Origin of the sequence: Marinobacter pelagius (assembly GCF_003315345.1) — a bacterium.
GTDB lineage: Bacteria > Pseudomonadota > Gammaproteobacteria > Pseudomonadales > Oleiphilaceae > Marinobacter > Marinobacter pelagius_A.
Genome location: NZ_QNRO01000004.1, coordinates 177,229 through 202,520, shown reverse-complemented (window position 1 = coordinate 202,520; position 25,292 = coordinate 177,229). Strand labels below are relative to the sequence as shown.

At 61.5% G+C, this 25,292-nt stretch carries 26 protein-coding genes; 10 read left to right on the top strand and 16 right to left on the bottom strand.

What is annotated here, in order from left to right; translation table 11 throughout:
* The 5 genes from DET50_RS05945 to pdxH are packed head-to-tail and all read right to left on the bottom strand — an operon-like array spanning nt 1 to nt 2,799.
* A complete protein-coding gene (locus DET50_RS05945; RefSeq protein ID WP_113861956.1) occupies nt 1-456 on the bottom strand; it encodes a DUF3429 domain-containing protein in 456 nt (151 codons plus the stop codon).
* Nucleotides 453-758: a DUF6482 family protein gene (locus tag DET50_RS05940; RefSeq protein WP_113861955.1), complete on the bottom strand. Its 306-nt coding sequence runs from the start codon at nt 756-758 to the stop codon at nt 453-455. Before DET50_RS05940 ends, DET50_RS05945 begins: the two co-directional genes overlap by 4 nt.
* 57 nt (nt 759-815) lie before the next feature.
* Nucleotides 816-1,397 (bottom strand): DNA-3-methyladenine glycosylase I, encoded by a 582-nt coding sequence (locus tag DET50_RS05935; protein ID WP_113861954.1) that lies wholly within the window; start codon nt 1,395-1,397, stop codon nt 816-818.
* Nucleotides 1,398-1,406: 9 nt separating this feature from the next.
* The gene (locus DET50_RS05930; protein WP_113861953.1) at nt 1,407-2,195 is read right to left on the bottom strand and encodes a 4'-phosphopantetheinyl transferase family protein; all 789 of its coding nucleotides are present in this window, start codon (nt 2,193-2,195) and stop codon (nt 1,407-1,409) included.
* The gene (gene pdxH, locus DET50_RS05925; RefSeq protein ID WP_113861952.1) at nt 2,164-2,799 is read right to left on the bottom strand and encodes a pyridoxamine 5'-phosphate oxidase; all 636 of its coding nucleotides are present in this window, start codon (nt 2,797-2,799) and stop codon (nt 2,164-2,166) included. Before pdxH ends, DET50_RS05930 begins: the two co-directional genes overlap by 32 nt.
* Nucleotides 2,800-3,021: 222 nt before the next feature.
* On the opposite strand from pdxH, the gene DET50_RS05920 reads away from it, so the two are divergent.
* Together DET50_RS05920 and DET50_RS05915 are read left to right on the top strand one after the other, a co-directional pair.
* A complete protein-coding gene (locus DET50_RS05920; RefSeq protein ID WP_258546058.1) occupies nt 3,022-4,299 on the top strand; it encodes an MHYT domain-containing protein in 1,278 nt (425 codons plus the stop codon).
* 85 nt (nt 4,300-4,384) lie between these two features.
* Entirely contained in the window at nt 4,385-7,210 is a 2,826-nt protein-coding gene (locus DET50_RS05915; protein ID WP_113861950.1) for a DUF748 domain-containing protein, read from the top strand.
* Between the two features lie 8 nt (nt 7,211-7,218).
* On the opposite strand, the gene DET50_RS05910 is transcribed toward DET50_RS05915, so the two are convergent.
* Nucleotides 7,219-8,037, bottom strand: coding sequence for a substrate-binding periplasmic protein (locus DET50_RS05910; protein WP_258546057.1), 819 nt, complete (start codon nt 8,035-8,037; stop codon nt 7,219-7,221).
* A gap of 109 nt (nt 8,038-8,146) precedes the next feature.
* Between DET50_RS05910 and yfbR the strand changes: the two genes are divergently transcribed.
* The 3 genes from yfbR to DET50_RS05895 all read left to right on the top strand — a co-directional run bounded on the left by yfbR (nt 8,147) and on the right by DET50_RS05895 (nt 10,577).
* Entirely contained in the window at nt 8,147-8,743 is a 597-nt protein-coding gene (yfbR, locus tag DET50_RS05905) for a 5'-deoxynucleotidase (protein ID WP_113861949.1), read from the top strand.
* A 118-nt stretch (nt 8,744-8,861) separates the two neighbouring features.
* Nucleotides 8,862-9,677: an SDR family NAD(P)-dependent oxidoreductase gene (locus DET50_RS05900; protein ID WP_113861948.1), complete on the top strand. Its 816-nt coding sequence runs from the start codon at nt 8,862-8,864 to the stop codon at nt 9,675-9,677.
* A gap of 111 nt (nt 9,678-9,788) precedes the next feature.
* Nucleotides 9,789-10,577, top strand: a complete 789-nt coding sequence (locus DET50_RS05895; RefSeq protein WP_113861947.1) for a class II glutamine amidotransferase — start codon at nt 9,789-9,791, stop codon at nt 10,575-10,577.
* Nucleotides 10,578-10,583: 6 nt separating this feature from the next.
* Here DET50_RS05895 and DET50_RS05890 read toward each other — a convergent pair whose 3' ends face one another.
* Complete coding sequence (locus tag DET50_RS05890; RefSeq protein ID WP_113861946.1) at nt 10,584-11,477, bottom strand: metal-dependent hydrolase; 894 nt, start codon at nt 11,475-11,477, stop codon at nt 10,584-10,586.
* Between the two features lie 232 nt (nt 11,478-11,709).
* Between DET50_RS05890 and DET50_RS05885 the strand changes: the two genes are divergently transcribed.
* Both DET50_RS05885 and DET50_RS05880 read left to right on the top strand, forming a co-directional pair.
* Entirely contained in the window at nt 11,710-12,816 is a 1,107-nt protein-coding gene (locus DET50_RS05885) for an AraC family transcriptional regulator (protein WP_113861945.1), read from the top strand.
* Nucleotides 12,817-12,932: 116 nt separating this feature from the next.
* Nucleotides 12,933-13,340, top strand: coding sequence for an NINE protein (locus DET50_RS05880; protein WP_113861944.1), 408 nt, complete (start codon nt 12,933-12,935; stop codon nt 13,338-13,340).
* On the opposite strand, the gene DET50_RS05875 is transcribed toward DET50_RS05880, so the two are convergent.
* From DET50_RS05875 to DET50_RS05845, 7 genes are all read right to left on the bottom strand, one after another.
* Nucleotides 13,341-14,714, bottom strand: coding sequence for a WS/DGAT/MGAT family O-acyltransferase (locus DET50_RS05875; protein ID WP_258546056.1), 1,374 nt, complete (start codon nt 14,712-14,714; stop codon nt 13,341-13,343). It abuts the gene before it with no gap.
* A gap of 359 nt (nt 14,715-15,073) precedes the next feature.
* A complete protein-coding gene (locus tag DET50_RS05870) occupies nt 15,074-15,772 on the bottom strand; it encodes a hypothetical protein (RefSeq protein WP_258546055.1) in 699 nt (232 codons plus the stop codon).
* A 106-nt stretch (nt 15,773-15,878) separates the two neighbouring features.
* Complete coding sequence (locus DET50_RS05865; RefSeq protein ID WP_091998809.1) at nt 15,879-16,397, bottom strand: Hcp family type VI secretion system effector; 519 nt, start codon at nt 16,395-16,397, stop codon at nt 15,879-15,881.
* 214 nt (nt 16,398-16,611) lie between these two features.
* Entirely contained in the window at nt 16,612-17,382 is a 771-nt protein-coding gene (locus DET50_RS05860; RefSeq protein ID WP_113861941.1) for an energy transducer TonB, read from the bottom strand.
* A complete protein-coding gene (locus tag DET50_RS05855) occupies nt 17,379-17,789 on the bottom strand; it encodes an ExbD/TolR family protein (RefSeq protein ID WP_113861940.1) in 411 nt (136 codons plus the stop codon). Before DET50_RS05855 ends, DET50_RS05860 begins: the two co-directional genes overlap by 4 nt.
* Nucleotides 17,786-18,181, bottom strand: a complete 396-nt coding sequence (locus DET50_RS05850) for an ExbD/TolR family protein (RefSeq protein WP_113861939.1) — start codon at nt 18,179-18,181, stop codon at nt 17,786-17,788. The genes DET50_RS05855 and DET50_RS05850 overlap by 4 nt, the downstream gene beginning before the upstream one ends.
* The gene (locus tag DET50_RS05845) at nt 18,168-18,959 is read right to left on the bottom strand and encodes a MotA/TolQ/ExbB proton channel family protein (protein ID WP_113861938.1); all 792 of its coding nucleotides are present in this window, start codon (nt 18,957-18,959) and stop codon (nt 18,168-18,170) included. Before DET50_RS05845 ends, DET50_RS05850 begins: the two co-directional genes overlap by 14 nt.
* Nucleotides 18,960-19,162: 203 nt before the next feature.
* Between DET50_RS05845 and DET50_RS05840 the strand changes: the two genes are divergently transcribed.
* Entirely contained in the window at nt 19,163-21,127 is a 1,965-nt protein-coding gene (locus DET50_RS05840) for a sensor domain-containing diguanylate cyclase (protein WP_309472648.1), read from the top strand.
* On the opposite strand, the gene DET50_RS05835 is transcribed toward DET50_RS05840, so the two are convergent.
* Both DET50_RS05835 and DET50_RS05830 read right to left on the bottom strand, forming a co-directional pair.
* Nucleotides 21,124-21,900: a sulfite exporter TauE/SafE family protein gene (locus DET50_RS05835; RefSeq protein WP_113861936.1), complete on the bottom strand. Its 777-nt coding sequence runs from the start codon at nt 21,898-21,900 to the stop codon at nt 21,124-21,126. The two genes, DET50_RS05840 and DET50_RS05835, sit on opposite strands and share 4 nt — an antisense overlap.
* On the bottom strand, nt 21,891-23,018 hold the full coding sequence (locus tag DET50_RS05830) for a lysozyme family protein (RefSeq protein WP_113861935.1): 1,128 nt from the start codon (nt 23,016-23,018) through the stop codon (nt 21,891-21,893). Before DET50_RS05830 ends, DET50_RS05835 begins: the two co-directional genes overlap by 10 nt.
* A gap of 52 nt (nt 23,019-23,070) precedes the next feature.
* Between DET50_RS05830 and DET50_RS05825 the strand changes: the two genes are divergently transcribed.
* The gene (locus tag DET50_RS05825) at nt 23,071-24,558 is read left to right on the top strand and encodes an amidase (protein ID WP_113861934.1); all 1,488 of its coding nucleotides are present in this window, start codon (nt 23,071-23,073) and stop codon (nt 24,556-24,558) included.
* Nucleotides 24,559-24,680: 122 nt separating this feature from the next.
* The gene (locus DET50_RS05820; protein ID WP_113861933.1) at nt 24,681-25,286 is read left to right on the top strand and encodes a hypothetical protein; all 606 of its coding nucleotides are present in this window, start codon (nt 24,681-24,683) and stop codon (nt 25,284-25,286) included.
* Nucleotides 25,287-25,292 lie beyond the last annotated feature (6 nt).

Genomic DNA, 25,292 nt, shown 5'->3' with positions numbered 1-25,292 from the left:
TCAGGCGCCATGGAGGAGGAAGAACCAGGCGCCGACAGTCACCTGGCACACCAGGACCACCGTGGTGAGTATCAGGCGCATCTGCCGGTACCAGGCTGGCCAGTAGATCTTCATCCAGCGGGCGTCCACCAGATACAGCGCCGCGTAAGCCAGGGTATAGACCCCAACCTGGGCTGCTGTCGGTAGCAGCAGGCCGATGCCGGCGGTGACAAAGAAGGCCTGGCTCAGCAGCATGGTCACCAGCGGTGACAGGGGATAGCAGCGATTCTCCAGCTGCATGGAGATGGGCCAGTAAATACCCGCCATGAACGCCAGGATGCCGGCGCTGTAGAGATAGAAATAGGCCAGGATCGCCACACTGTTCTCCGGCATAAGGAGCAGCCCGGCGGTACCGGCAATGAATGGAATCAGCCCGGCGATTCCCACCAGGACCGCGAGTCGTGCCACCGAAATCACTGCCGCTGCCTCTGGATCCTGATTCTCATGGGTTCGATATCGGCTGGCGCCATGCCGACCATCTCGTGATAGGCAGATGGGTGTACCACCTGGGTTTCGAGGATATTGAACGATCCGAGGGTGTCCTGGATTTGCCAGGCGCTTCGGAACAGGGCGGTCTTGCCCCCGGCATCAGATAGCAGGAGGGTCTGGTCGCCGATAACCAGTCTGGCCATGTATTGCTGGCCTTCCAGCGAGAGGATTTCCAGCAGGTCAACGACCAGGTCTTTGGTGTCCCTGAGCTCTTCGAGGGTGATTCTCACTATGAATCTCCGGAGTTGGTGTTACCCCGGTATTTACGCACCGCCGGCGTGACAGGATCATCCGGCCAGCTGCGCACACTGGTGATGTTGCGGACAACCGGTCAGGTGGTCATTGACCATCCCGGTGGCCTGCATGAAGGCGTAGACAATGGTGGGGCCGACGAACGTAAACCCCTGTTTCTTCAGCGCCCGGGACATGGCCTCAGATTCATTGGTGGTAACCGGCACCTCGTCGAGCGTGCGCCACCGGTTCTGGATGGGTTGGCCATCCACGAAGGACCACAGGAAATCGGCAAACCCCTGGCCCCGTTCCCGGAGCTCCAGGTAACCCCGGGCATTGCGTATGATCGACTGAACTTTCAGTCGGTTACGGATGATCCCGGGGTTGGCGAGCAGCTCGGCGACCTTGTCGTCGCCATAGCGGACAATCCGTTCGGGATCGAAGCCGTCGTAGGCGGACCGGTAGCTGTCCTGCTTGCGCAGAATGGTGATCCAGCTCAGGCCGGCCTGCTGGCCGTCCAGGCAAAGTTTCTCGAACAGGGCCCGGTCGTCGTATTCGGGCCGGCCCCAGACGGTATCGTGGTAATGCACGTACAGCGGATCGGTGCCGCACCAGGGGCAGCGTCCGGATTCAGTCATGTTGCCTTCTCACTTTGTGCCGGTTGCAGGGTGAATTATCCGCTGGATACGGGGCTCCCAGTGAGTGTCCAGGTCCTCTGCCTCGCCCAGGCTGAAGTCTTCGGCCGGAGGTTGCAACAACTGGATGGAGGGCCAGCCGGGCTGGCCGGTCGCCCCGGGTTGCCGGCAGACCAGCGTCACGAGGAATCCCTCGCACTCGTAACAGTAAGCCGACCAGTGATTGTCGTCCTGATCGCCATAGAGTTCAAAGCCCTCCAGTACCTCCAGGGTCTGCAGGTTGTTGGCGATGCCGCGGCCGGTCGCCTTCAGCCAGGCCTCCTTGAGGGTCCAGGCGACCAGGAAGTTGCCAGGATCATCGGTACGGAACAGCCATTCCTGCTCCCTGGGTGTAAACCAGCGTTTGACCACTTTGTACCACTGAGGATGCCGCTGCAGGGGCTCGATGTCGATCCCCAGGCCGGCCACCGGGCCGGCCACACAGGCCGACAGACCATGGCTGTGACTCAGGGACAGGTAGAACCCGGATGGCACTTCCGAGCGGTTCGGCCGTCCGGGTACCGGTCGGCAATCAGAGACCAGTTCGCCACTGGTGCGGCCGATGGCCTGGCGGATCAGCCAGCGGCTGGTCAGGTATTCCCGTTTGCGCGGGCCGCCGAATTTCGCGACGGTTTTCCGTTCGTAGTCCGTGAGCCAGGCCGGAATCTCGGGATCGCCGCCCGGGGTCTCATGGCAAAGCCAGATTTTCGGCATCGGGCTCGGTACCCGTTCAGGGTTGGAGTCTTTGGATGAGCCAGCCATCGCCTTCCCTCACATATTCAAAGCGATCATGAAGCCGGCTGGGTCGCCCCTGCCAGAATTCGATGCGTTCCGGAACCACCCGGTAACCGCCCCAGAAACTCGGCAGCGGGACTTCCCCCTCGGAGAACTTGCGTTTGATTTCGGCGACCTTCTGTTCCAGCAGGCCGCGGGAGGTGATGGCCTTGCTCTGCTCGGATACCCAGGCACCAATCTGGCTGCCCCGGGGCCGGGAGGCAAAATAACGCAGGGATTCGGCCTTGCTGACTTTTTCGACCGCGCCCTGGATCCGTACCTGGCGGTTCAGACCGATCCAGGGGAACAACAGGGCTGCGTGGGGGTTTTCCTCGATCTCGCGGGCCTTGCGGCTGCCGTAGTTGGTGTAGAACACAAAGCCCTGCTCATCAAAATACTTGAGCAGAACCGTGCGCAGGTCCGGCATGCCATCGTGGCCGGTGGTTGCCAGGGACATGGCGTTCGGCTCCAGTATGCCGGCTGTCCGGGCATCCTCGAACCAGTGCTGGAACTGCCGGACCGGATTGCCGTCCAGATGCTCCCGATCCAGGCCTTCGCTTTCGAAATCACGACGCATGTCGCCGATGTCCATCCACTCCTCCTCGTCTTGCTCAACCGCCGCGGTAACCGTGTTCAGGTACGGCCTCAGAGCATAGCGGGTTCACACCATCGTGTCAGTCATCAGTGCTGGTGCGACCTGTTGCTGATGGTTACATATCTATACATATTTTTGAGAGCCAGTTCACATTGCCGCCGTAAATCCTCGGGCTTGCAGGCAGCCTTTACCCTCAAAAATCGATGAGTACAGAAAATGATGACCCATTACGATCTATCGCTTGTAATAGCTTCATACGTGGTGGCTGTACTGGCCGCATACACGGCACTCTTTTTTGGAGCCCGGATCGGTTCCGTTCGCGGCGGCAAACGCCTGCCCTGGCTGGTGACCGGAGGCCTGGCCATGGGCACCGGCGTCTGGACCATGCACTTTGTCGGCATGCGGGCCATGGACATGGCGATGACATTCGATGCCGGCATGACCGTCATTTCCTGGCTGGCGGCGGTGCTCGCCTCGGGGATTGCCCTGCACATCATCGGGCGGGAGAAGATCGGAACCGGACTGTTTGCGGCCGCAACACTGATGATGTCCGGAGGTATTGTCGTCATGCATTACCTCGGTATGTACGCCATGCGAATGTCAGCGCCGCCGGTGTTCGACGGCGTCTGGCTGGTGGTCTCGATCGCCATTGCCGTTGCTGCCTCCGCCGCAGCCCTGGGTGTTTCCCGCAAGATCCGGTCCCTGCCGGGTAGTCGTGTCACGGTGGCCCGCTTCGGCGCGGCCCTGGTGATGGCGGCCGCCATCTGTGGCATGCATTACACCGGTATGCTCGCCATGACCTTCCCGGAGGGTGCCATGCCTGCGGCTGACAATGGTCTGCGTGGCGACTGGATGGGTATTCCCCTGGCGCTGTTCTGTGTCGCGCTGCTGGCAGTGAGCGTGTTTATTGCCGCTTTCGACATCCGTCAGCAAGGTCAGCTGGCCCGGCAGAAAGCGGAAGAAGACGTCCGGGTTGCGCGCATGGCATTCCTGGATGCGGCGACCGGGTTGCCCAACCGCTCCGCCCTTGAGCAGAGGCTGCTGGACACCCTGGCCCGGGAAGATTCCCGGGAGCATCCCTTTGCCCTGATCTACCTGGACATTGCCAACTACCGGGAGCTGTCCGGAAACCTGGGATCGGAGTCCATGAATGCTGTCCTCCGGGAAATCACACTGGCGATCAGGGACCTGGCGCCGGAGCCGGTTTACCTGGCACGGTATTCCGCCAGTAGCTTCTTCCTGATAGTGCAGGATTATGGCGATCCCGCCTACAGCTTCATGTACAAGCGCCTGAGAGAACTGGATCAACGCATTGGCACGCCGGCCATGCCGGTGACCTGGCGGGCGGGCCAGTCGGTGTTCCCGCTCACCGGCAATTCCAGCCGCAAGCTGGTCCGGGCGGCGATGGTTCCCCGGGATCTGGACCAGATTGGCCGGTTCAACAATGTAAAGGCCGATCCGGACCTGGTTTTGCCGGGTCAGAGCACCGCAGGCTGACAAACGGACACCGGGCCGACTATCCTTGTGTCAGGCAGGGGGCTGTTAAGGCCCCGCTTTTCCGCCGAAAACAAAGGAGAGTTTCGTGGCCCGGAGCCGTCAAAAGAGTCGTCTGCCGAGGAACCTGGCAATAGTTGCCCTCGTTCTGGTTGTTCTTTATGCCGTCGTAGGCTTCCTGGTGTTGCCCTGGTGGCTCAAGCGCACCATCCCTGAGCAGCTGGATCAGCAAATGGGATGGCAGGGTGAGGTAACGGACCTTGCCATCAATCCGTTTGCCCTGACGGTGGAAGCGACGCAACTGTCCGCCAACGACAGTGACGGTGAGAAGGTCCTTGGCTTTGACCGGCTGTTCGTAAACCTCAGTTTTTTCCAGTTGTTCCGGGGTATCGTCGGCTTCCAGGAGATCCGACTGCAGGAGCCCTACATCCGGGTTGACCTGCTCGAAGACTACAGCATCAATTTCGCGCGGGACTGGCAGGCCGCTCACCCGGAACCGCAGCGGGCGGCTGAACCCGAAACGGACGGCCAGGACAGTGGCCCGCCGAAGCTGTTCTTCCAGCAGCTGGCCATCGATGGTGGCGAGCTCCTGTTCCGGGATTTCAGCCATGCCGAGCCGGCCGAGTTCCGGATCACGCCCCTGGACCTTTCCCTTAGTGATCTGGCCACCTGGCCGCGCGAGGAAGGCGACAGCAACTACTATCTGCTGGCGGCTATTGGCAGCCAGACGGTTGAATGGCAGGGCGACCTGAGCGTGACGCCGCTCTATTCACGGGGCAGCCTGCGCATTGCTGACATCAGTTATGAAACCCTCGAACATTTCCTGGCACCCTATCTGCCCTACGACCTGCGTGGGGGCAGTGTTACTGTCCGGTCCGACTATGAACTTCAGGCCGGTGAGGTGTTTTACCTGGCCACGGAGAATGGCGAACTGTCCCTGGAGGATCTGGCGGTCGCTCTTGACGCGGAGTCAGAGGCCGCCAGGCTCACCACCGGACGTATCGGTGTCGACCAGATCGGATTTGACCTGACCGCCAGGGAGGCCCGGGTTGGACAGGTAACGGTGGATAACCTGGACCTGGCGGTGGCCCGGGATGCCGGGGGATCGATCGACTGGCTGGCGCCACTGGCGGGTGATACCACCGAGGCAGAGACCGGGGAGTCCGCACCGGAGTCCGCCGCCGACACCCGGCCGTTCCGGTGGTCAGTGGACGGCGTAAGCGTCGCCCGTTCGGCGGTAAGCTGGCAGGATCGGGTGCCCGCCACGGAGGCAGATCTCCGGCTGCAGGAAATCTCCCTCTCCACCGGAACCCTGAGCCACCGGCTGGAAGAGCCGGTCAGCTATGATTTGAGTGCCACCCTGGCCAGCGGCGGCCGAATGGCGCTGCAGGGCCAGGTAACACCGGCGCCCTTCACTTTCGAAGCGGCGGTGTCCGGATCGGGTATCACCCTGTCTGCTTTTGAGCCCTATTTACAGCAGGGTGCCAACCTTAGTGTTGCCAATGGCCAACTGGGTTTTGACGGTAATCTCGATCTGGATAGCCAGCAGGAACCGATGACCGGAACCTTCAGCGGCACCGCAGAGGTCAGCAACCTGAATCTGCGCCTGGCCGGCCAGCAGGATCGGCTGCTGTCCTGGCAGACTGTGCGCCTTGCTCCAATCGAATACAACGTCAGCCCTGCGCGTCTGGAGATCGGTACGATCAGCGTGGTGCAGCCGGTTGCCAACATCGTGCGCGGTACTGATGCTATTCTTAACGTCAGCCAGATCCCGGTGTCCGGTGGCGGATCGTCCGAGGACACTTCGGCCGACGAGACTGTGGATTCCGGCGACGGCCAGCCCTCGTTCATCTTCCGGATCGGGGAACTGGCCCTCGAGAACGGGTCGGTGGCCTACACGGATCGGACCCTGAGCCCGGCGTTCACCACCTCCTTTGACGAGCTGTCCGGCTCGGTCATCGGGATCAGCAATATCCCGCCGCAACAGGGCAAGGTGTCCTTGCGGGGCCGGGTTGGCCAGGTGGGTGAAGTGAAGTTCCAGGGGACCCTCGGTACATTGGGGACCGACGATGTCAGTGATCTCACCCTGACCATGGATAACCTGTCCCTGCCGGCACTGTCACCCTATTTCGGCCGTTACCTGGGTTACGGTGTGGACAGCGGCAAGCTCGATCTGGACCTGGATTACGAGATTGCCGGCAGCCGGATTGACGCCTCGAACCTGGTTGTCATGGACCGGTTGCAGCTCGGGCAGGCGGTGGCCAGTGATGAAGCCGTCAATGCACCGGTAAAGCTGGGCCTGGCATTGCTCCGGGATAGCGATGGTGTCATCGAGGTGGACCTTCCGATCAGCGGCGACCTGTCTGACCCGGACTTCAGTGTCGGCCAGGTGGTTATGCGTGCCTTCGTGAATCTGCTGGTGAAGGCGGCGGCCTCGCCGTTCAGCATGTTGGGTTCGATTGCGGAGATGGCGGGGCTGACCGGCGAGGATCTCGGTCAGGTCAGCTTTGTCCCGGGTAGCGTTGAGCTGGCGGAAGGAGAGGCAGCCAAACTGTCGGCACTGGCCGATGCTCTGCGCGAGCGTCCCGAATTGTTACTGAACGTGCGTGGAGCGGTATCTCCGGAAACTGACGGACTGGCGCTGCTGCGGGATGAGCTGACCGATGGCGGTCAGAAAGAACTGTCCGAGGAGGCCTGGGCACAGGCCCGCGAGGCCTATCTCTCGGGTGAACGGAAGCTGCCGCCGGAGGCGCTCAACAACCTGGCCCGGGATCGGGGCCTGGCCGTTCGCCAGCTGCTGGCCAATACCCAGAAGGTTCCGGCTGACCAGCTGTTCCTGCTGGACCCGGTTCGGGATGCCCGGGTGGGTGCCGAAGGCAATGTGGTGGTGCCCTTCGCCCTGGATGTGCGTTGACCGTGATGTCAGTTGTTCCCGGAGTCAGGTGACAGGGAGGGCGGCAGATCCAGCCCCCACTTCTGCACCAGGCTCTGGTAACGTCCGGTCTCGATCAGTGGCGTCAGGAGATCCATCATGTCCCGGGCGGTGACGGGTCCTTCGGGATGCGTGATGATGCTCAGCTGGTAGCTCTGGTCCGGTTGGTCCGAAATCAGGAACCGGTTCCGGTCTTCAGGATGCTGGTCCAGATGCATCTGCAGGTACGAGTCGTTGATGATGGCCACCTGGGCGACGGAGGGCCGGTCTGCCTTGATCAGATCCAGGTTGCGGCTGTGACTGTCCGAGAACTCGATGTTGAAGCGTTGTTCGAGTTCTTGCGGATCGGTTTCCATGCCGGCAAAACCATAGTGGTAACCGGAAAGGGCGACAATATTGCGGTGCTCAAGGTCTTCGAAAAAACTCGCGTCCCGCCCCGGCTTGTTCAGGGCAATGTAGAGATCTTCGTCCATGAGGAGCGGGGGGCTGATAAGGGCCTGTTTGTCCTGCCACTCCCAACTCGGACTTTCAAAGAAAATGACGTCGTACCGGTGCGCGTCGAAATCCAGGTAACGGCGTTTTGGGGAGGTGTGGAAGATCCGGAAAGTGACATCCTGATGGACGGTTTCCAGCTCGCTTAGGAGGTCTCCCAGCAGACCCGCGACGTTCTGGTCCTCATCGACGCGGGCGACTGGCGGAAAATCATAGACACCGACAATGATTTCCGTTTGAGCCCAGGCACTTGGCAGCGATGCCAGTGAGAACAGCGCAAGAAAGACGAGCTTGCAAAGACATCGGATTCGGGGCACGTATAATCCACCTGCTAAGAGCGCAACAAAGTCACCAGTTCAAAAGCTAACACGCAAATACCTGAAACAGGGTTCACGGGTTATCACTTAAAGATAAAGGAATCGGGGTATGGCCGCCATCGTAAGCCACTTCTTCGCCTATGTGTCACGCCTGCGCTGGATCAAGCGCTGGGGCCTGATGCGCAATGCCATCGAGGAGAACGTTGCCACCCACTCCTGGGAAGTGGCTACCCTGGCCCACGCCCTGGCGATCATCCGCAACCACCGATTCAACGGAACGGTCAATGCGGATCGCATTGCCGCCGCGGCGCTTTATCATGATGCCACCGAGGTCATTACCGGTGACATGCCAACCCCGGTGAAGTATCACTCGCGGGTCATGCGGGAAGCCTTTGGCGACATCGAGCACAAGGCCGAGGCGGAGTTACTCGCCTTGCTGCCTGAAGACTTGCAGGGACCGTTCGCGCCCTATCTGCAGGAGTCGCAACTGGCAAGAGAGGAGAAGGAGCTGATCAAGGCCGCCGACCGGTTGTCGGCCTGGCTCAAGTGCCAGGCCGAGATCCGCGCGGGCAACCAGGAGTTCGGACCAGCCGCAACCCAGATCCGTCAGCGGTTAGAACAGGACGGTCTGCCGGAAGTGCAGTATTTCCTGCAGGTTTTCGCCCCCAGCTATGACCAGCCGCTGGATAACCTGCTGGGCGACTGACCACACTGCCTGCCGCGGGGAGCACATGCTGCCATAGGCGCGGCCGCGTCCGGGGCCTAAAGTGGTTTTCCACAGCAGTTCTGCTATACAAGGAAAACCACTACAAGAGGCTCCCGCCATGAAGGATCTGAACAACAAAGTCGCCGTGGTCACCGGGGCAGGCTCCGGTATCGGCCGGTCCCTTGCCAGGGCTCTGGCGGCCCGGGGCTGCCGGCTGGCGATCTCGGACGTGAATGAAACCGGCCTTGCGGAAACCGCGGCCGAGCTCAAGGAAGCGGAAGTCCGCAGTTACCGGCTGGACGTGTCGGACCGTGATGCCATCTACGCCCATGCGGAAGAGGTGGTCCGGGACTTCGGTCAGGTCAACCTGGTGATCAACAACGCCGGTGTGGCCCTGTCGGCTTCGGTCCGGGAAATGACCGACGAGGACTTCAAGTGGATCATGGATATCGATTTCTGGGGCGTGGCCCATGGCTCTCGGGCGTTTCTGCCGCACCTGATCGCTTCCGGTGACGGCCACCTGGTCAACATTTCCAGTGTCTTCGGTCTGATTGGCGTCCCCAAACAAAGTGCCTACAACGCCGCCAAGTTTGCAGTGCGGGGCTTCACCGAATCGTTGCGGCAGGAGATGAAGCTTGAGGGCCAGCCGGTGGCGGTCAGCTGTGTCCACCCCGGCGGTATCCGGACCAACATCGCCAACTCCGCCCGCATGGGCAAGTCCGAAAACGGCGCGGCCCAGCGCAAGGGTTTCGACAAGCTGGCCATGACAACCCCGGACAAGGCGGCAGAGACTATCCTCAAGGGCATCCTCCGGGATGAATCCCGGATCCTGGTGGGCCCGGACGCCTGGGGCATCGACGCCATCAACCGGCTCCTGGGTTCTGCTTACCAGCCCCTGGTGGAACGATTTTCCCGCAATAACCTCTATATCTGAGGCCAAAGATCGGCAGCAGGTTGGAGTGGATTCCGGCCTGCTGGCTGGCACAGAAACCTGATTCCGGTATTCTTGGGGTGAACCCGGAACCGTCAGGAAGTCATCCAGTCCATGTGCGAATTGCTGGCCATGAGTGCCAACACCCCCACCGATCTGTGTTTCAGCTTTACCGGCCTCACCCGTCGGGGTGGCGACACCGGGCCGCACAAGGATGGCTGGGGTGTGGCCTTCTACGAGGGCAAGGGCGTGCGGGCCTTCCACGATGCCGACGCTAGCGCCAATTCCCGCATTGCCGAAGTGGTACAGACCCATCCCATCAAGAGTGAAGTGGCCATCTGCCACATCCGGCAGGCCAATGTCGGTTCCATCTGCCTGGCCAACACCCACCCCTTCATGCGGGAGCTGTGGGGCCGTTACTGGGTTTTTGCCCACAACGGACAGCTGAGTGACTTCCATTACAGCGGTGGCTTTTACGAGCCAGTGGGCACCACCGACAGCGAGGCACTGTTCTGCGACATCCTCAATCACCTTCGCACACACTGTGACCGGGACTGCCCCACCGATGAGATTGTCGAGCGCCTGGTCCGGTTATCCAGCGGCTACGCCGGTCAGGGCGTGTTCAACCTGCTGTTGAGCAATGGGGATTGGCTGTTCACTTACTGCACTACGAAAATGGCCAGCATCACCCGGCGGGCACCGTTCGGGCCGGCGCGGCTCAGGGATGCCGATGTCACCGTGGATTTCGAGGCGGAAACCACCCCCAATGACATCGTCAGCGTGATCGTGACCGAACCGCTGACCACCGATGAAACCTGGGATATCTACCAGCCCGGGGAATGGCGCCTCTGGCGCAAGGGCGAGGTGGTACAGTCGGGCCTGGCGCCTGCCCGGCCCGACTGACCCCGTTTACTGCAGCGTGCGACGGTTACCGCTGCGGTACTGGGGGGCGATATGAGCCTGGATCTGTTCCTTGAACCGGGCAATCAGCTCGCTGTTGTCGTGATCCCAGGGATGGAAGTCCGGCTTGAAATACTCCAGCCAGGTGGGAATCAGGCTCGAGAAAGTGCCGTTTTTGCCCCACATGCGCCACAGGCCCTTGCCGGCGTCCTTCAGTGAGAAACCTTTCCGGTCGTTCAGCATCATCCGCGTGGTGAAGTAAGTTGCCATCACGCCCAGAGCGGCGGTGCTGAACGCCAGGTAGAAAGAACGTTCGGCGTAGGTGCCGCCGACTTGCTGGAACACATCGTAGGTGACCGCCTTGTGCTCGGTCTCCTCGATGGCGTGCCACACCCACAGCGGCTGCATGGACTCGTGCATGTCCTCGCGCACGTCGTCCCGCGCCAGCAGCATGTCCGCCATCATCGCCGTCATGTGCTCAAGGGCGCAGGTGATGGCGAGCTGGTGCCGCTTGGGCAACTTGCTGGCGATTCCCAGAACCACTTCCAGGTGTTTCTCCATCTCCTCCACCGGCATGCCCTGATCGCGCACGTGCTGGTTCATGGCATCGTGTTCCAGGGAATGCATCGCCTCCTGTCCGATGAAACCCCGGACCTCCTCCTTGAGTTTGGGGTCGGTGATCTGGTCACGGAATTGACGGACCGAATCCACGAAAAACTGCTCGCCCTGGGGAAACAGGACCGACAACGCATTCATCATGTGGCTCAGCAGGTAATTGTCATTGAGCCAATAACGGGGGACTTGCTCACCGAACTCGAAGCCCATCCGCTGTGGTTTGATGGCAACGTGGTCCGGGGTCTGGGAAACCGGGGTGGTGGTTCCGGCAGTCTTGGTATTCAGCATGGTGCTACTCCTCTGCGCTTGCGCACTTTAGCCGATGTCATGCCACCAGTGTGCGCGGGTCAACGGTAAGGCTGAATGCTCGAACGGGACGGCCATCATTCAGGATGGGACACAGGGAACGTGGATCGATTGACTCCGGTGACGGTGCCGGTGGTGTGTGTGGCCCCACTGTCCGGGCTGGCGGCTTCTGATAGAGTCCGGTAACAACCAATACAGGAATCAGGAACCGCGTATGGCAACAGGTACCCCGGACAACGAGCGGCAGATGCCGGGATTTTTCCTGGTGCCCGGCGTGTACCTCCGGGTGCTGGCGGAGACTGTCCGGAAACTGGGACACAACGATCGGAAGTTGTATGAAGGGCTGTCATTCACCGCCGCTGACCTGAAAGCCAACGACAGCCGGGTCTTCGTCACCGACGCTACCATCATGGCCCAGCGGGCCCGGGAGCTGGCCGGTGACGAGGGGTTGAGTTTTGCCCTCGCCCGGGAACTGCGGCTGACCATTCACGGCACCCTGGGTTTCGCCGCACTCACCAGCCCCACTTTCGAGGGAGCGCTGGACTCCGTACGCCGCTACCTGCAATTGCGCGCCCCGTTCCTGACCATGAACCAGTCCCTGGCCGGGAACCAGGTCCTGGTGCAACTGTGTGCCGAATTCGACGTGCCGGAGCTCTATGCCTTCCTCGCCGAAACCGTCAGCGCCACGCTGATCCTGCTCACCGAACAGCTGCTCGACCGGCAAGACGCCGAAGCCAGGGGCTTCGCCCTGGAAGACGGCAAACTCCCCGGCGTATCCGTCCACCTGAGCTCACCGGAACCGCACTATTACCGGAAGTTCGCCGATCAGTTGCCGGTCCGCTTCGAGTACGGCCAGCCGGAACAAATGATGATCTTCCCCAAGACCATGCTCGACGTCCGCATGCGCCTGGCCGATGCCGACGCCTCCGCCATGGCCCGGGAACAGTGCGAGTTCGAACTGCAGAAGGCCCTCAAAGAACAGGGCGACATCGCCCTCGCGGTCCGCAACATGCTACGCATGACCCCTGGTCCGCTGCCCTCTCTGGAGGCCATGGCAGAACGATTCTGCGTCTCCTCCCGAACCCTGAAACGGAGGCTGGCGGACAAGGACACCAGCTACCGGGAAATCCTCGAATCGGTGCTCAAGGACCGGGCCATCCAGCTGCTGCGTTACACCAACCAGTCCGTCAGCGAGATCGCTTACGAACTGGGCTATGCCGACCTGTCCAACTTCAGTCGCGCGTTCCGAAAATGGACCGGCAAATCGGCCAGCGAATTCCGGGAAGATGGCCCAGATCCGGCGCCAGAGGTCGGCCCCTGAAGTCTGTGGTTTCAAAAGCGTTATCGCGAGGTCCGGCACCAAACCCGAAACCTTGCTAATTTGACTTCAGGCCCCCATGTAACTCCGTAAATCCAAAATCTCACCAGGACGTGTAAATGACCGACAGACCCAACACCCACAGCAAAGTCTTTGGCTACCTCCTCTGGATCTTCGGATTCCTGGGCTCACATCGCTTCTACTACGGCAAGCCGGTAACCGGAACCATCTGGTTCTTCACCCTCGGCCTGTTCTTCATTGGCTGGATCATCGATCTATTCCTGATCCCCGCCATGGACCGGGAGGCAGACCTGCGCTTCCGCCAGGGCGAGATCAGCTACAACATCGCCTGGTTGCTGCTCACCTTCCTTGGCGTCTTGGGGGTGCACCGGATGTACATGGGCAAGTGGCTGACCGGCCTGCTGTACCTGTTGACCGGCGGCCTGTTCATGATCGGCGTGCTTTACGACTTCTGGACCCTGAACGACCAGATCTCCGTGCGCAACGAAGAACGCCGCTTCGGCTGATCACAGCCCTGCGGCAGCCTCCAGTTCGGCCAGACCCTCGTCCAGGTAATCCAGCATACGCTGGAGACTGGGCAGGGTTCGCCGGCAGCCAATTAGCCCGAATTCCACCTGATCGTTGTAGCTGGTCAGGGTCATATTCAGGGCCAGCCGGTCCATGGCGATAGACACCGGATACATGCCTTCCATTTTCGCGCCATTCCAGTACCGGGTTTCCCGGGGACCCGGAACGTTGGAAATCACCACATTGAACGTCTGCCAGTTCGGAGCCATCCCGGTGAGCAGGTGGAACGCGGCCGGCGCCAGGGTCAGCGCGGTATAGTTGATGATTTCCTCCGGCGACATGTGGGCATAGCGGTCCTTGGCTTCCTGCATGCCCTGATGGATCTTGCGAAGCCGTTCGGCCGAGTCCGGCTCGTCGGTGTGCAGGTTGGCCAGAATCACGCCCACCTGGTTGCCGCCGGAACTGTCGTCCCGGCGCAGCGATACCGGCACCATGGCAATCAGCGGCTTGGTTGGCAGCGCCTCCTGGTTCATCAGGTAGCCCCGCAACGCCGTGGCGCACATGGCCGTGACCACATCGTTCACGGTGGTACCGTACGCCTGACACACCGCCTTGATCCGCTTCAGGCAGAAGGATTGGGCGGCAAACCGGCGGGAGCCGGTGATCCTCTGGTTCAGCACACTGCGGGGGGCATGAAAGATGGAGTGATAGGCCGGATCCTTGCGGGCCTCGTTGATGGTCCTCAGCAACTCCCGGGCCACGGTGGGGATCGTGCCCAGTTGCTTGCCGGATTCCCCCAGCAGGTGCCCGATGCTGCGCCACATTGACGGGCCCTCGCCGGATTCGTCCCGGACCCTGGGTGGCAGTGCCCAGATCGGCGGCATGCCCCTTTGCTCCGGATCCTCGGACAGGGTGCCGGTCACCATGCGCATGGCCGAGACCCCGTCCACCAGGGAATGATGGACCTTGGTGTACAGAGCGAACTGCCGCTCGCCGAGCCCCTCGATCAGGTGCACTTCCCACATTGGCCGCTCCCGATCCATCAAATGGGAATGCTCCGCCGAAACAAAGGTCAGCAGCTCGCGAACACGACCGGGGGTGGGCAGCGCCTCGAAACGGAAATGGTGCTCCAGATCCAGATGCTCATCCTCGACCCAGACCGGCTGGCCCAGGCGGTAGCTCAGGCGCTGGTTGAAAGGCGGGGTAACCAGCGTGTGTTCCCGGAGCTGATCAGCGAGCCGAGCTACGTAGTCGTCCGGCGCATCCTCCGGGAAGGAGAACAGCTGCAGGCCGCCCACGTGCATGGGTTGCTGGCGTTTCTCGAGCCAGAGGAACAGCTGGTCGGTGGGACTCAGGGGCTTCACGGGGCGCATCCTTGTCGTTCTGTTTTCCGTGATCTTACCTTAGTCGGGCGGTTCTGGAATTGACTACTGGTAACGGTTGGAGGCTGAATCCGGCAACTGTTGTTGTCATCGAAAAAAAACCGGGCTCCGCCTCCTGCAAGGGATTTGTGAGCCCGGTGCCAATGCCAACAACAATGATCTGATGGTCCGGCCGAATCCCTGGCCGGGACGTTCATCCCTGCGGAAAACTTAGCGATCTTCGTGCCAACTCTATAATTCTATGAAAAACATAGAGGTGGAAGGACGGATCGGTTTTGTCACAGTAGGTGGTGGGGATTTTCGCCCCCTGGCGGGGCGGCGTGCACGGAATTGAGGCCCTGAGTCGGCTGCTACCCGGCCTTGCGCAACATGGACAGCGGCACCCGGTAACGGGTGCCCCGGGCGAGCCCTATGCCCCGTACCGTGCAGGTTTTCCGGTTTACACGGATGATCTCGCCGTGTTTTTGCCGGTTGCCTTCGCCAAAGCTGACCCTTTCCCCTACCTGCCATTGCCGCGCCTGATGTCGGCTATCGGGCAATTCGAAGGGAGAGGTCGGAAGCTCAAGCCCCCGGGTGCGGGCCTGTTCGGCAAGAAAGTGCCGGGTAGCACCCGCCCCACCGCTTTCATGTAACTGGTCAAGAATCTCGTAGAAGTGCCGGTTGTGGACCGAACCATAGGAACGCTGGCCGGCACTGTACTGGAGCAGATGGGAAAACTCATGGCAGCAAGTGTGGGCCAGCAGGTTCAGGGTGCTCAGCTCGCCATCGAAATAGCCCCGCCCGCGGATTTCCCGGGTCGATAGCCACCCCTCGGCAGTCTCTGGCTGCAGCTTGGCGGCAATCATGCGCAGCCCGTAGTTGATCAGGTGCTGCTTCTTCCGGGGATCGTAGCGATGGTAGGTGGCCTGCCCGGACCCGACCCGGCAACGCAGGGCACCCCCGGTGGACTGTGAGCTCAGCCAGTCGGCAGCAGGTTGCCAGAGGATATCCCGGGTGGCCTCGCACATGAGTTGGCCGATCTGGTGTAGGGCAGAAGATGAGTCGCGCATGATGAACCTGTTGTGCAGGAGATCATCTTAACGGCGCCCGGCAGGCAGCACAAATGAAAACGGCCGGCCCCTGGGCCAACCGTTTTCCCGGATAGGTACGTTGGTATCAGGCCTCGATCGGCGAACGCCAGTCGTCGGCACCGGAGGTGCCGGCAACGGCGTGTTCCCAGGTTACCTTGCGGTAGGCCAGGGACACTTCCACCAGCTGGGTGAATTCGGCCTTGGCCGGATCCTGGCAGTGGGGCATGTTGCAGTCGATGTTGATGACAGTGGCATCCTCCAGAATGGTGGAGAAGAAATGCTCCTGCTTGCCTTCTACGGAAGTGCGGTACCACTTCAGTTCCACCTTGGGCAGCATCTCGCCGGAAGCCAGGGCGTTGTACATCAACGGTGTGGCCTTGTTCAGGGCAGCGGTAAATTTGAAGGGTTTGTGTACCCGCTGACCGGAGGGCTGGCCGGACTGGGGGTCAGTCGGCACGGTGACCACATGGCTGAATTCCTGAACCAGGACTTCGTCTTCGTGGCCTTCCACGTAGATGTTGCCTACGGAATCTGAGGTGAAAGCGCCGGCGGTGATGTTTCCCTGGGTCTGGCCTTCGATACTGATGTAACACGGGGTTGGCATGAGTCTGCTCCTTGACTTGATGAATGATTGTCCCTGGGTTCTTCCCTGGACGCCCATGTCACCAACAAGTCTCGTGCCAGCTCTTTAAATTGCACTAAAAACAATGGCATAGATATTTTTGGCCCGATTCCGTGGGGGATGCAGGCAACATCGTGCCTGCATCCGTGGCCAGAAATTGCCTTGGTGGCAAGTTCTGGCCTGCACCAGATAGTCGTCAGCGCAGGCGAAACCGAACCGGCAGGGCAAAGCTGAAGCTCTGCCCTTTCATCCGGTCCGGAACTTCGGGCAGGGGCGCAGCCTGGGCCAGCATGTTCATTGCGGCCTCATCCAGAAGCTCATGCCCGGAGGAGTCCCTGAGGTCGTGGCGGACCAGGGTGCCGTCCCGTTGGAATTCGAACACGATCACCGGGGTGCCCTCCTGCCCCAGGCGGCGTGCCCGCCTTGGATAGTCATAGAAGCGCGCCAGGTGACGGCTGAGCTTTGAGAGATAGTTATCCACGTCCGCGGACGATCCTGCATTCTGTAGGGCCACGGGCTGCTGCTCACTGGTATTGTTTTCCTGGGGTTCCCTGTTTGTCTTTGCCAACGAGGGTGCGGACTCGGGTTGGGGTTCCGGATCCGCAATAGCCGGACTAGGCTTCGTTTCAGGCTCAGGCTCAGGCTCAGGCTCAGGCTCAGGCTCAGGCTCAGGCTCAGGCTCAGGTTTGGGCTCAGGTTTGGGTTTGGGTTCCGGCTTGGGCTTTGGCTCCGGTTTGCGGGCGGGGTCGGGTGCTGGCGCCGGGTCCTGCAGGGAATCGGGCTTCTTTGGCTCCGGCGGCCGACCGGCGAGGCTGATGCGAATGGCCGGCGCCGGGTTGATGGCGTCCTCGCCCAGGGGCTCAAGCTTGAGCGGTTGTTGCGGAGCGGCCCAGACCAGGACTGCCGCCGTCAGCAGCATGGCCAGGAGCACCAGCCCCGTTTTCTGCAGGGGGCGGGAGAGGCTCATGAGCCGGGCTCCGTCAACAGCAGGATGTCGTTGTGACCACCACGCTCGAGGATCCGGAACAGTCGCTCCAGTTCGGCCATGGTCACGGATTCGACCGCAGCCACTCGCAAGGGTTGCCCGGCCCCCGGTTCCGGCAGGCTGGCCAGCAGGGTCTGTTCATCGACGCTGCTGGCGCCGACCATCCAGCGGCCGCCTTCGGTGACTTTCAGGTCGGCCTCCGGTGTCTGTTCCTGTCCGCTGGCGGCAGCGCCCGGCAACTCGGGCAAGGGCTCATTGGCAAGCTGGCCCGCCACAATGAAGAACATCAGCAGCAGAAAGACCAGATTGATGAGTGGTAACAGGGCATCCTCCACCCGTTCCAGCAGGGACTTGCCGGAGGTGGCCGGAGGCGGAACCAGGTTGGTCATGGTTGTTTCGGATCTGTTCGTTGCCAGTGGGTGGTAATGCCCTGCACGTCGAGCAGGCTCAGGGTTCGGGTGAAGCCCGAAAGCGGTGTTTGACCTTCCGTGGCCAGGTTGACTTCGCTGATGCCGCGCTGCTTCAGCTCTGTTGCCAGTTCATCGGGTTGGTAGGTCCGATCCTCCCAGCGTACCTTTCCGTCACTGATGACGGTCAATGCCGGCAACGGGGCGCCGTCCGCGCCACCGCGCTGGCTGGTGTCGTTGGCAAGTTCCAGGGCGCCCACCGGCAAAAGCCGGCTGGTGAGCATGAAGAACACCAGCAGGATGAACACCACGTCGATCAGCGGCGTGATGCGGATCGGGATGGGGCGGCTGGGCCGGGGATCAACCAGTTGCATGGGCAAACCGCTGCCTGCCGGTGAATCCGTTGTTTTCAGCCTGTTCCCGAGGCCAAGCGGCGCCGGCCTCTCCGGAGGGCGAAAGCGCGTCCTCGTTGCTCCGGGGCGTTTCCGCCACGTTGAGGATGCTGACCAGGGTGCTGTTGATGGTCTTGTGAATCCGGCGCAGGCGGAATTCGATCCAGGCGGCCAGCGCGGCAAAGGGAATGGCCACGACCAGACCCGCCGCGGTGGTGGTCAGGGCCTCGTAGATGCCGCCGCTGAGTTGTGCGGCGTTGGCGCGGCCTTCGGTGGCGGCCATGGCACTGAAGGCCTCCATCATTCCCATTACCGTACCGAGAAGCCCCAGCAGAGGGGCAAGTGCCGCAATCACTTCGATGATTTTCAGGGGCGCTTCGAAGGGCTCCAGGGCGTGCTGTGCGTCCCGTGCAGCGGTTTCCCGGATCTGCTGGCCGTCGACACGTTTCTTGCAGGCCTCGATGGTATCCGCCACCAGGTGAAGCAGTGGGTTCATCCGGTCTCGGAATCTGGCCTGGCTGCGGAGATGCTCCGGGTTCACGGCGCCCGGGTCGGTCTGCCAATGGCGGAGGGTCTGCTTCAGATGCCGGTTCAGCCTTGGGGCGTAGAGTGTGCCCGACAGCATCAGGTAGAAAAACGCCACCACGCCCAGGACCGCGAGGGCGAGTAACACCATCATGACCGGGCCACCCATATCAATCAGTTGCGCAATCGGACCCTGCAGGAAGGGAAAACTGACTACATTGGCAGGATCAGACATTGGAATCCCCTCGGTTTTAAGAATTTGGATCTAAATAATAACGATTATCAGTAAAATTTCAAACATGTTAAATGTTGTGGACTGGCCTGTCTTGGTCTTTTGTAGGGGTTTGTCGGCTCGCTAAACTGGCTGGTGATGGAATTCTGTTCAACAGGGGGAGGATCTATCGCACCCTTGATACTCGACTATGGAGCTGGCCTGACGTGCTGATCCAACGGTGGTTCGGAAGCCTGGTGAACCGGGCGGTGGCCCTGGTGACCATTGTTGTCCTGGTGACTGCGCTGATTGTGACCGGCGCAGGTTCGTTGCTCAGCCGGACTGAGCTGGAACAGCAGGCCCGTGATCAGGTCGCCACCATCGCCGAACTGGTATCGCTGGAGCTGGACGATAGACTCGGGCGCCGGCTGGAGATACTGAGTGAGGTAGCCGTCAGTCTGACTATGAGTGAAACGGCGCTACGTCGGCGTGCCCGGGTCATCGTGCAGCAACAGGTGGCATTGCAGCATGAGTTTGACGGTCTTTACCTGATCGACACCGAGGGTCAGGTCCTGGCGGAGTATCCGGAAGCTTATGAGCAGACCGGCCTGAACGTTAGTCACCGGGACTATTTCACACGTGTTGCCAGCCAGCTTACACCGGTCATCAGTGAGCCCTTCGTTTCCAACGTTCGGAACCACCCTGCTGTGATGATTGCAGTCCCCGTGTTTAATCACGATGGCCGGTTTGTCGGGGCACTCGGTGGTGCCATTCTCCTTGAAGGCGATGACTTCATGGAGGACTTTAGTGACCTCACGGTTGGAGAAACCGGTTACCTCAATCTGGTCAGTCATCGTGGCACGATAATCAGCCACGGGGCGACCGGCGAAGTGATGGTGCCGGTGGGCCGTGAGATTCCGGTGATGACGGAGGCTCTGGCTGGCTTCGAGGGAACAGTGCAGACGCAGAACAGTCTCGGTCAGGACAGTATTATGTCGGTCCAGCAAATGGCCCAAGTGCCCTGGTTCGTGGTTGCTGTCTGGCCAACGCAGGAAGCCTATGCGCCGATTACGAGGGCGAGTGATAACTTTGTCTGGATTCTGTTTGCGGTCATTTTGATCGTCGTGCCCCTGGCTTTGTGGCTTTTCCGCCGCTTGATGGCTCCCCTTCAGACCCTGGCCATTCAGATCCAGGAGCGCTACCAAGGTACCCGCACCATCCCGGTTGAGGTGGCCGGTGGCAGGGAAATTCGCCGGGTTGCCGAGGTCTTCAATACCGTGACGGAAACGCTGCACCAGGAGCAGCAACGGGCAGAGAGCATCCTGGGTGTCCTGCAGGAAGGGGTCCTGATGCTCGACGCCGACGGTATGATCCGCTTTGCCAACGGGGCGGCCTGCCGATTCATCGGAGTCGACGACAACTGCCTGGGCCAGAATTTTTTCGACATGGTGACCATCAAGGCGGCCGGCCAACCCTGGCATCGCACCGATTTTCTCAAGGGCGCTGATATCGACAGCCTGTATGCCACCTTGCGCAATCACCGGGCGGTGGAGTTCGACATCGACCTCACCCTGCTCCACATCCGTCAGGGCCTCCACAACGAGCAGCTGGTGTTTGTCCTCCGGGATGACACCGAGCGCCGTCGGGAGGAACAGCGATTGTCCTGGGAGGCAACCCACGACAGCCTGACCCAGGTGCTGAATCGCCGTGCCTTTACCGCAACCCTGGTCAAACTTCTGGGTGAGGCTGCCCGGCAGGATACGCCTTCAGTGCTGATGCTGATCGACCTGGACCACTTCAAGCCGGTCAATGACCAGGGTGGCCACCTGCTCGGTGACGACCTGCTCCGTCGGCTGGCGGATCTGCTCAAGGACTCCGTGCGCCATTCGGACACGGTCGCCCGGTTAGGGGGCGACGAGTTCGGCGTGATCCTGCCTTCCTGCGGGCTTGGCCCGGCTGAAATTCTGGCGGAAAAGATCCGGGCCGGTGTTGAGGCGCTGCGTATCGAGCAGGATGGTCGCAGTTTCGGGGTGACCGCATCGATAGGCCTGACGGAACTTACCATTCGTGACAGTGGCCCCCGTGAGGTGGTGGCCCGGGCGGATGAGGGCTGTTATGTCGCCAAATCCCGGGGGCGCAATGCCGTTGTGGTGGTACCTGTGCCGCCGGATTCCGGTGATTCGGGTGATTAGAAGGGCGCTGACCACCAGCCGGCGGTAATGCCTGCCTGCCAGAGCAGACGCAGGGCGAGGGCCGTGAGCATCACATTGAACACCAGGGTGAACCAGCGGTTGCCCATGGACCGGAGCACGTGTAATCCGAGCCAGGTGCCGGCAAAGCCGAAGGCGACCATGGCCAGAATGAACACCAGCCAGTCGGCGAAGACAAAACCGGCGAAGCCGAACACCAGTGCCTTGGGCAGATGCTGCAGGGTCATGGCCGTGGCAAAGGTGGCGACCGTGGCAAACCGGTCCCGGTGTATCTGCTTGATGAAGGCGGCCACCAGAGGGCCGGTCGCGCCCACGAACAGGCTGATGAAACTGGTCAGTGCGGAGGCCAGGAAAACACCCATGCGCCCGAAGGCCGCTTTTGGCAGGGCCGGGCCCCAGCACAGATAGAGCACAAACAGGGCAATGGCCAGTTGCCACAGGTGTTCAGGCAGGTTCACCAGCAGCCAGGCACCGATAGCGGCCCCGACCACGACTCCGGGTGCGAAGGCGGCGATCACTCTCCAGTCGATGTGTTTCCAGGTGAGCACCATGCGCCCGGCGTTGGAGCCCAACTGGATCATGCCGTGCACCGGTATGATGGCGGTCGGGGGCAGCCAGCTCGCCATAAGGACCAGCAACAGCAGGCCACCGCCGGCGCCCAGACTGGCGGTTATCATCGAGGTCAGCGTCGAGCAGGCCAGCAGGAACAGGGCAATTCCGGGCGACAGGGCCTCCGGGATCAGGGTCAGTTCCATTGACAGAAATCCGTGTCCTTGAGTCGGGGATTCCGGCACAGGGCCTCGGTGGCAAGCTGTACATCGGCCACATAATACAGTGACGCCAGGCCGAGCCGGTCGCGGCCAAGGTTGTGGAAGACTATGCCGAAGGCAATATCGCCCGCGGTGAAGCGCTCCTGGTGCTCGGCGAAATAGGCCGCGGGTCGGGCCAGGATGTCGTCTTCAAGCAGTGCCTGCACCCGGGCGGCACCACCATGGTAGGCCTGGATCAGCAGCAGGGTGAACAGACGGTCCTGTTTGTCCTCTGGCAGGTGCCCGAATCTGGCGTCGAAGGCCGGGCGCAGATTCCGGGCATTCTGGTTGGTCAGGCGCAGGGCGCAGTCGATCTGTGCCAGGCGATGCCAGTAGTTTTCAGGCTTGAGCCCGCAATCGGACAGCGCGCTGGGAGAAAGCTGCAGTATGCCCCGGGCGTTGGCGGCCGAGTGGGCCCGGGCCTGGCCGCCGCTCTCGATCAGTAACTGGCCGGCAAGATAGCGGGGCATGGCGGCTGGCAGGTCCAGTCGTCCCTGTTGCTGGCGGGTGTTGTACACATACAGCAGGGCATCGTGGAGGTTGCCGGGCTGGTCGCTGCTGGCGAAGCTCAGGTCGTCCCACCGGCCCCAGAGGCGGTCGGCGGGCAGAGTGCCCAGGTAACGGGCGAGCGCTTCCGGTAAATTGACGTGAGGCTGATCGCAGGCCAGGGCGAACGGATAACCGGTCTGCCCCTCACTGCCCGCCACCCAGCTGTCCACCTCTCCCCGTTCATGGAGGGATTGGCGGGTGCTGTTCAGCTTCTTCTGGGTACTGGCCGTGTCGGGGCCATCGGCAATCCAGCCCAGGAACCGGCCGCGCATGTCGAACAGGATGTGGCGCTCGGACTCGGAGCAGTAGGCGTTTTCGGCCAGTACCCAGCTACGGATGGTCTGGATATTCTGGTAGACCCCCTGGCTGACCCAGTACGGTGAGTTGCGGATAACGCTGGTCCAGCCGTCGTTTTCGCTCTCGTCCTGTGACGCAGCTCCGGTTGCAGAAAAGGCCTGCAGGAGCAGGATGAAAAACAGAGCAGGCTGGCGTAAGCTTCCGATTTTCCGGTTCATATCAGTAATACCCGTCACCATTCAGATAACACAATAACAAACGGACGTGATCATGAAGCAATCCGAGTATCTGAAACTTGATGCCATGGCCCTTGCCGACCTGATCGGGCGAGGCGAGATCCAGGCCCGGGATGTGTGCGAAGCGGCCATTGAGCGTGCGACCCGGGTCAATGGAACCCTGAATGCCATCTGCCATCCCCAGTTCTCCGAAGCCCTCGAACAGAAGTTTACCGAATCCGCCCCGTTCAGTGGCGTTCCTTTTCTGCTCAAGGACCTGGCGCAGGAGCAGGCCGGCCATCCCTGCAGCTACGGTAGTCGTGGCCTGAAAAACAATATCGCGCCGGTGGACTCCGAGTTTACCCGACGCGCCGGTCAGGGTGGTCTGGTCTTCCTTGGGAGAACAACCACCCCGGAATTTGGTCTGAAGGGGGTGACCGAATCGGAGCTCTGGGGCGCCAGTCGCAACCCCTGGAACGTCGACCTTACCCCGGGCGGTTCCAGCGGAGGCTCCGGTGCCGCGGTGGCGGCCGGAGTGGTGCCGATGGCCGGCGCCAACGACGGCGGTGGCTCCATTCGCATCCCGGCTGCCTACAACGGTCTATTCGGGCTCAAGCCCTCCCGGGGCCGGGTTTCCAGTGGGCCGTTCCTGGGCGAGACCTGGACCGGAGCCTCGGTCGATCACGTGGTGACCCGCACCGTCCGCGACAGCGCGGCCATGCTCGATGTGCTGGCCGGGCCTGCCCAGGGCGATCCCTTTGTCATTGCGCCGCCGTCAGCACCCTACACGGAACTGATGCAACAGGCCCCGGGCCGGCTGCGCATCGGTGTGTTTACCGAATCTCCCTATGATACCGACGTCGCGCCCGAATGCATTGCCGCCGTGGAGGAGACCGCCCGCACCCTGGAGAGGATGGGCCACATTGTCGAGTATGCCCGGCCTGAATTCGATGGCATGGCTCTGGCCCGGTGTTACCTCGCACTGTATTTCGGCGAGGTGTCGGCCCTGATGGAGCGGGCCCGTGAGCAGTTCGGCGCCACCGATGATGATTTCGAGCTGGATACCCGGCTGATTGCCATGCTCGGCCGGACCATGCCGCTACCGGAGTATGTCCGCCGGCGCCAGCAGTGGAACGAGTTCGCCCGGGCGCTGGGCACCTTCTTCGAGAGTTATGATCTCTACCTTTGTCCGACCACGGGCCAGTTGCCGGCCCGTATAGGAGAACTGGACACGCCGTCCCATCTGAAATTTGCTGCAAAGCTGATGCTGGCGTTGAAAGCGGGCCGGCTGGTGCATCGCAGTGGCCAGGTGGACCAGATGGCCCTGGAGAGCCTGGCTCGCACGCCGTTCACCCAGCTGGCCAACCTGACCGGGACTCCGGCCATGTCGGTGCCCCTGCACTGGACACTGTCGGGGCTGCCGGTCGGCGTCCAGTTCGGGGCGCCCCACGGTGGTGAGGACGTGCTGTTCCAGCTGGCGGCGCAGCTCGAGGAGGCCACGCCCTGGTTCAGTCACTATGAACGCCTGGAAGATGCATTCTGAGGGGTTGTGATCCGGCTTCCGAAACTCCACGTTTATCTTTGTGTGTGGAACAGGCTATGCTGTGAGTCAGGAAGGCATCTTCTTCCTGACCCACCAGATGGCATCGAGGAGGCGAGCGTCTTATGAACCAACCGATGGCAATCGACGAACTGGTATCAGTAGCACAGGCCGAGGCCATGGGGGAACTTGACGCCCCGATGATGGCAATCGTCCTGTCCAGTGAGCAAAGCTACGACTTGCCCATTAACTCCCTTGAAAGCGATGCCGACAAGGCCCGTTGGGGACTGATTCTCCGTGCTGCGCGGGAGCACGTGGAAGCGGACGCCGTGGCGGTGCTCTACCCGGCCTGGACCACTATTCGCCATAAGAAAACCGAAGAAGGCGAAGCAAACGAAGCAGATGAAGCCGCCCCGGACGATGATTCCGGTGGCCCGATCGACACCCTGTTCGTCCAGCTCCACACCCGGGATCATGTCTACTGGCGGGGCTTTGAACAGATCCGGGATCCACGCCATCAGCGCATTATCGGCTTCCGCCGGATCAAGGCGCTGTCCACGGATTACCGGCGGGACGAAGCGCCGTCGGTTACCGCCTGGCTGAATACGCTCTTTGAGCCGCTGCCGGCCGAGGGGGAGGAAACAGACGTGGACCGTGAACTGGCGGACCTCCTCGAGGAACCGGAAGTGAGCGCCGCACTTTACCCGCGCCAGATGCGCGCCCTGCACTGAGACCGA